Here is a 5,606-nt window from a genome sequence, read left to right on the forward strand (position 1 = left end):
CGCGCCGACCGCGACGACGGCGGGCGCCGACTCGCCGAGGCGCGAGCGCACGTCGAGCACGAGCGTGCGGACGTCGTCGGCGGAGGCGTCCCCCGCGTCGTACGTGACGACGCGCGTGCCGTCGACGGTCTGCGCACCGTCCGCGATCGACCCGGCGGCCGCGAGGACCTGCGCCTGGCGTAGCGTCGCGAGCTCCTTCTCGGAGTCCTTGAGCTTGCCGAGCAGCGCGGAGACGCGCTCGGTCAGCTCGTCGGGGCGCGCCCCGAGCAGGCCCGAGAGCTGCCCGACGAGCGCGCGCTCCTTCGCCTGGTAGCCGTACGCGCCCGCGCCGACGAGCGCGTCGACGCGCCGCACGCCCGAGCCGATCGCCGACTCGGACAGCAGCGTGACGAGGCCCAGCTCGCCGGACCGCTTCACGTGCGTGCCCGCGCACAGCTCGAGCGACCAGCCGTCGCCGATGTCCACGACGCGCACCTCGTTGCCGTACTTCTCGCCGAACAGCGCCATCGCGCCGCGGCCGCGCGCCTCGTCGATGGGCATGACGGAGTCGGTGACCTCGAGGTCGTCCTGGAGGCGCTCGTTCACGCGCGCCTCGACCTCGGCGACCACCTCGGACGGCGTCGCCGACGGCGAGCGGAAGTCGAACCGCAGCCGGCTGGGCGCGTTGAGCGACCCCGCCTGGGTCGCACCCTCGCCGATCGACTCGTGCAGCGCCTTGTGCACGAGGTGGGTCGCGGTGTGGGCACGCGCGATCGCCCGGCGGCGCGCGAGGTCGATCCGCGCGGTCCCGGTCTCGCCGAACGCGACCGTGCCGTCGACCAGCCGGCCGTGGTGCACCGACAGACCCTTGACCGGCGCCTGGACGTCGTCGACCTCGATGCGCGCACCGCCGTCGAGCACGATCACGCCCGTGTCGGCCTGCTGGCCGCCCGACTCGGCGTAGAACGGCGTCACGTCGAGCACGACCTCGACGTCCGCGGGCGCGGTCGCGGCGGGCGCGGGCACGCCGTCGACGAGCAGCCCGACGACCTTCGCGCGCGCCTCCGCGTCGGTGTACCCGACGAACTGGACGGGCTTGGCCGCGTGCTCGCTGAGCGTGGAGTGCAGCTCCTGGTACGCCGCGGTGTCCGCACGGCCCGCGCGCTTCGCCAGGGCGTCGGCGCGCGCCCGCTCGCGCTGCGCCTGCATGAGCGTGCGGAACGCCGTCTCGTCGACCGCGACGCCCTGCTCGGCCGCCATCTCGAGCGTGAGGTCGATCGGGAAGCCGTACGTGTCGTGCAGCTGGAACGCCTGGTCGCCCGACAGCACGGTCGCGCCCGAGCCCTTGGCCGCCTGGACCGCGGTGTCGAGGATCGTCGTGCCCGCCGCGAGCGTGCGCCGGAACGTCTCCTCCTCCGCGTACGCGACCTGCGCGATGCGGTCGAAGTCGCGCGCGAGGTCCGGGTACGACGCGCTCATCGCGTCGCGACTCATCGGCAGCAGCACGGGCAGCGCGGGGTCGTCGACGCCGAGCAGGCGCATCGCACGGATCGAGCGGCGCAGCAGGCGGCGCAGCACGTAGCCGCGGCCCTCGTTCGACGGCGTCACGCCGTCGCCCATGAGCATGAGACCCGAGCGCACGTGGTCGGCCACGACGCGCATGCGGACGTCGTCGTCGTGGTTCGCGCCGTACCGGCGGCCCGACATCTCGACGGCACCGTCGATGACGGGCCGGACCTCGTCGATCTCGTACATGTTGTTGACGCCCTGCAGCAGGTACGCCACGCGCTCGAGCCCCATGCCGGTGTCGATGTTCTTCTGCTTGAGGTCGCCGAGGATCGGGAAGTCCTCCTTGCCGCCCCCGTCGCCCCGCTCGTACTGCATGAACACGAGGTTCCAGATCTCGACGTACCGGTCCTCGTCGACGACCGGACCGCCCTCGGCACCGAACTCCGGGCCGCGGTCGACGTAGATCTCCGAGCACGGACCCGCCGGGCCGCGCGCACCCGTCGACCAGAAGTTGTCCTTCATGCCGCGCCGCTGGATGCGCTCGTCGGGCAGACCCGCGATCCGCTTCCAGAGCGCCGCCGCCTCGTCGTCGTCGTGGAAGACGGTGACCCAGATCTTCTCCGGGTCGAACCCGTACCCGCCGTCCGCCTGCGACCCGGTGACGAGCTCCCACGCGTAGGTGATCGCCCCCTCCTTGAAGTAGTCGCCGAAGGAGAAGTTGCCGTTCATCTGGAAGAACGTGCCGTGCCGGGTGGTCTTGCCGACCTCCTCGATGTCGAGGGTCCGGACGCACTTCTGCACGCTCGTGGCGCGCGGCCACGGCGGCGTCTGCTCACCGAGCATGTACGGGATGAACGGCACCATGCCGGCGATGACGAACAGCGTCGACGGGTCGGGCGAGATCAGGGGCGCGGACGGCACCACGGCGTGGCCTCGGCCCTCGAAGTAGTCGAGCCAACGCTGGCGGATCTCGGCGGTGCGCATGGTGTCCTCGTGAGTCGCGTCGTGCCCGTCCCGGGCGGGACGGAGTGGTGGGTGCAGCGCCCGGGGCGCCGCGCGTGTTCCCGCTGCCGGGAACCAGTGTGCGTCAGAAGAAGGCGTAGCCGTCGTCGTCGTCCGGGTCCTCGGTCGGGCCCTCGGCCCAGCGCTTGCGCACGGCCTCCTGCGACGCCGCGCCGCGTGCTGCGCCGCCTCGCGACGACCACGCCTCGCGCAGGGCCTCGACGCGCTCGGGCCGCTCGGCGCGCAACCGCTCGACGTCCACGTCGCCGACGAGGTCCTGACGCAGCTGCTCCTCGCGCTCGGCGAGTCCGGCGGCGAACTCCCGGCGCGCGGTGGCCCAGGCGCCGCGGACGCGGCTCACGCCGTCGACGACCTCCGTCGCCCCGGCCGGCACGTACGCGTCGACGAGCCGCTTGCCCTGCCGCAGCACGACGACCGTCACGACGACGCCGACGCCGACCCAGACCAGCCGGCGCATCAGCGGCCCTTGCGGGCGCCCGCGGACAGCCCCGCGAGCGCGCGCCGCACGCCGTAGGAGAAGGCCGCGGCCTTGATCATCGGCCCGCCCACGGTCGCGGCGAACAGCGACGTGAGCGCGGAGACGTTCTCGGAGACCTGGGCCGCGGCGGTCGTCACCGTGTCGATGTGCTCGAGCTGCACGTTCGACGACGCCACGAGCGTGGCCGTCTCGTCGAGCACGGGCACCGTGTGGTCCGTGAGCTCCTTGATCGACGCGGTCGCGCCGTCGAAGGTCCGCCCGAGCTTGATGAGCGGCACCGCCAGGAACGCGACGAGACCCACGAACGCGGCGGCCGCGATGAGCCCCGCGACGTCACCAGCCGACATGCCACCCCTCCCAGTCCGGGGCCCCGACGACCCCGCGGAAACCCTACCCACGAACAGGCCCGGCACCGGCACCTCGACCCGCCTCGCGCGTCCTCGAGGGCGTGCGAGGTCCGCTCCCCCGGTCCGCCCGGCCCCGGAGACGCGAACGCCCCGCGTGCGCGGTGCGCAGCGGGGCGTTCGGCGTGGCGTGGGTCAGCGCGCGTAGTACTCGACGACGAGCTGGACCTCGCAGGTCACCGGGACCTCGGCGCGCTTGGGGGCGCGGACGAGGACGGCGCTCAGCTTCTCGAGCTGGACGTCGAGGTAGCCCGGGACGGCCGGCAGGACGTCGCGGTGCGCACCGGCGGCGGCGACCTGGAACGGCGTCGTGGCCTGGCTCTTCGGCTTGACCTGGAGGGTCTGGCCGGGCTTCACGCGGAACGACGGGCGGTCGACGATCTTGCCGTCCACGAGGATGTGGCGGTGCACCACGACCTGGCGGGCCTGGAGGATCGTGCGGGCGAAGCCCGAGCGCAGGACGAGCGCGTCGAGACGCGTCTCGAGGTTCTCGACGAGGGCCTCACCGGTCAGGCCCGGGGCCTTGCGGGCGTCCTCGTAGGCGCGGGCGAGCTGCTTCTCGCGCAGCGCGTACTGGGCGCGCAGACGCTGCTTCTCGCGCAGACGCACCGCGTAGTCCGACTCGGTGCGGCGACGGGCGCGGCCGTGCTCACCGGGCGGGTAGGGGCGCTTCTCGAAGTGCTTGACGGCCTTCGGCGTGAGGGCCAGGCCGAGGGCGCGGCTCAGGCGGACCTGGCGGCGCGAACGGGTCACACTGCTCACAGAGATACTTCCTGTCGTCGTCTCGATCACACCCGCGAGCGGAAGGTCTTCCGGCGGGGTGGGGCCGACCTGTGGTGGTCACACGACGTGACCGGCGGCTGAGGCCCCAGGATGGTCACCGTCCGAGTGGAGCGAACCGGCAAGGTCCGCTCCCGCACTGCCCGGTGACGAGCCTGACAAGACTACCGGCACGCCGGCGTGCTGCCCAAATCCGCGCCGCCGGGGCTGCGTCACGCCTCGTCGAGGATCGCGCGGATGCGGTCGAGCCGCTCCGTCACCTGCCGCTCGAACCCGCGGTCCGTCGGGCGGTAGTAGCGCGACCCCTCGAGCTCCTCGGGCAGGTACCGCTGGGCCGCGACGCCGTGCGGCTCGTCGTGCGAGTACACGTACCCCTTGCCGTGCCCGAGCCCCTTGGCGCCCGCGTAGTGCGCGTCGCGCAGGTGCGGCGGGACCGACCCGATGCGCCCGGCGCGCACGTCCGCGAGCGCGGCGTTGATCCCGTTGTAGGACGCGTTCGACTTGGGTGCGGTCGCGACGTGCACGACGGCCTCGGCCAGGATGATGCGCCCCTCGGGCATGCCGATCATCTGGACGGCCTGCGCGGCGGCCACCGCGGTCTGCAGGGCGCTCGGGTCCGCCATGCCGACGTCCTCGGCGGCGGCGATGACGATGCGCCGGGCGATGAACCGCGGGTCCTCCCCCGCGGCGACCATGCGGGCGAGGTAGTGCAGGGCGGCGTCGACGTCGGACCCGCGCATCGACTTGATGAACGCGGAGATGACGTCGTAGTGCTGGTCGCCGTCGCGGTCGTAGCGGACGGCCGCGGTGTCGATGGCGCGCTCGACGGTCGCGAGGTCGACGAGGACGGGGCCGTCGTCCTCCTCCGGGACGGTGCCCGACAGCGCGGCACCGGCGGCGGCCTCGAGGATCGTGAGGGCCTTGCGGGCGTCGCCGCCGGCGAGCCGCAGCAGGTGCTCCTCGGCGTCCTCGGCGAGCGTGACGGCGCCGTCGAGGCCGCGCTCGTCGTCGACGGCGCGACGCACCAGGCGGCGCACGTCGTCGGTGCTCAGCGGCTGGAGCGTGAGCAGCAGCGAGCGGGACAGCAGCGGGGAGTTGACCGAGAACGACGGGTTCTCGGTCGTGGCGGCGACGAGCGTGACCCAGCGGTTCTCGACGCTCGGCAGCAGCGCGTCCTGCTGGGCCTTGGTGAAGCGGTGGACCTCGTCGATGAACAGCACGGTCTCGCCGCCGGCGGTCGCGAGGCGGCGGCGCGCGTCGTCGATGACGGCGCGGACGTCCTTGACGCCCGCGGTCACGGCGGACAGCTCGACGAAGCGACGACCCGACGTGGTCGCGACGAGGTAGGCGAGCGTGGTCTTGCCCGTGCCCGGCGGCCCCCAGAGCACGACCGACGACGGGGCCGCGCGGCGGGCGGCGTCGTTCGCGGGCTC

Annotated in this window: 5 protein-coding genes; all 5 read right to left on the bottom strand. The window is 73.4% G+C overall.

Annotated elements, in window-relative coordinates:
* On the bottom strand, positions 1-2,472 hold a 2,472-nt coding region (gene alaS, locus HGA02_RS08875), incomplete at its 3' end, for an alanine--tRNA ligase (protein WP_168678706.1).
* 103 nt (positions 2,473-2,575) lie between these two features.
* Positions 2,576-2,968, bottom strand: coding sequence for a hypothetical protein (locus HGA02_RS08880; RefSeq protein WP_168678707.1), 393 nt, complete (start codon positions 2,966-2,968; stop codon positions 2,576-2,578).
* Positions 2,968-3,336: a DUF948 domain-containing protein gene (locus tag HGA02_RS08885; RefSeq protein ID WP_168678708.1), complete on the bottom strand. Its 369-nt coding sequence runs from the start codon at positions 3,334-3,336 to the stop codon at positions 2,968-2,970. The genes HGA02_RS08880 and HGA02_RS08885 overlap by 1 nt, the downstream gene beginning before the upstream one ends.
* Before the next feature lie 192 nt (positions 3,337-3,528).
* Entirely contained in the window at positions 3,529-4,155 is a 627-nt protein-coding gene (gene rpsD / locus HGA02_RS08890) for a 30S ribosomal protein S4 (RefSeq protein WP_013771170.1), read from the bottom strand.
* Between the two features lie 230 nt (positions 4,156-4,385).
* On the bottom strand, positions 4,386-5,606 hold a 1,221-nt coding region (locus HGA02_RS08895; protein ID WP_168678709.1), incomplete at its 5' end, for a replication-associated recombination protein A.

Source organism: Cellulomonas septica (genome assembly GCF_012396155.1).
Classification (GTDB): Bacteria; Actinomycetota; Actinomycetes; order Actinomycetales; family Cellulomonadaceae; genus Cellulomonas; species Cellulomonas septica.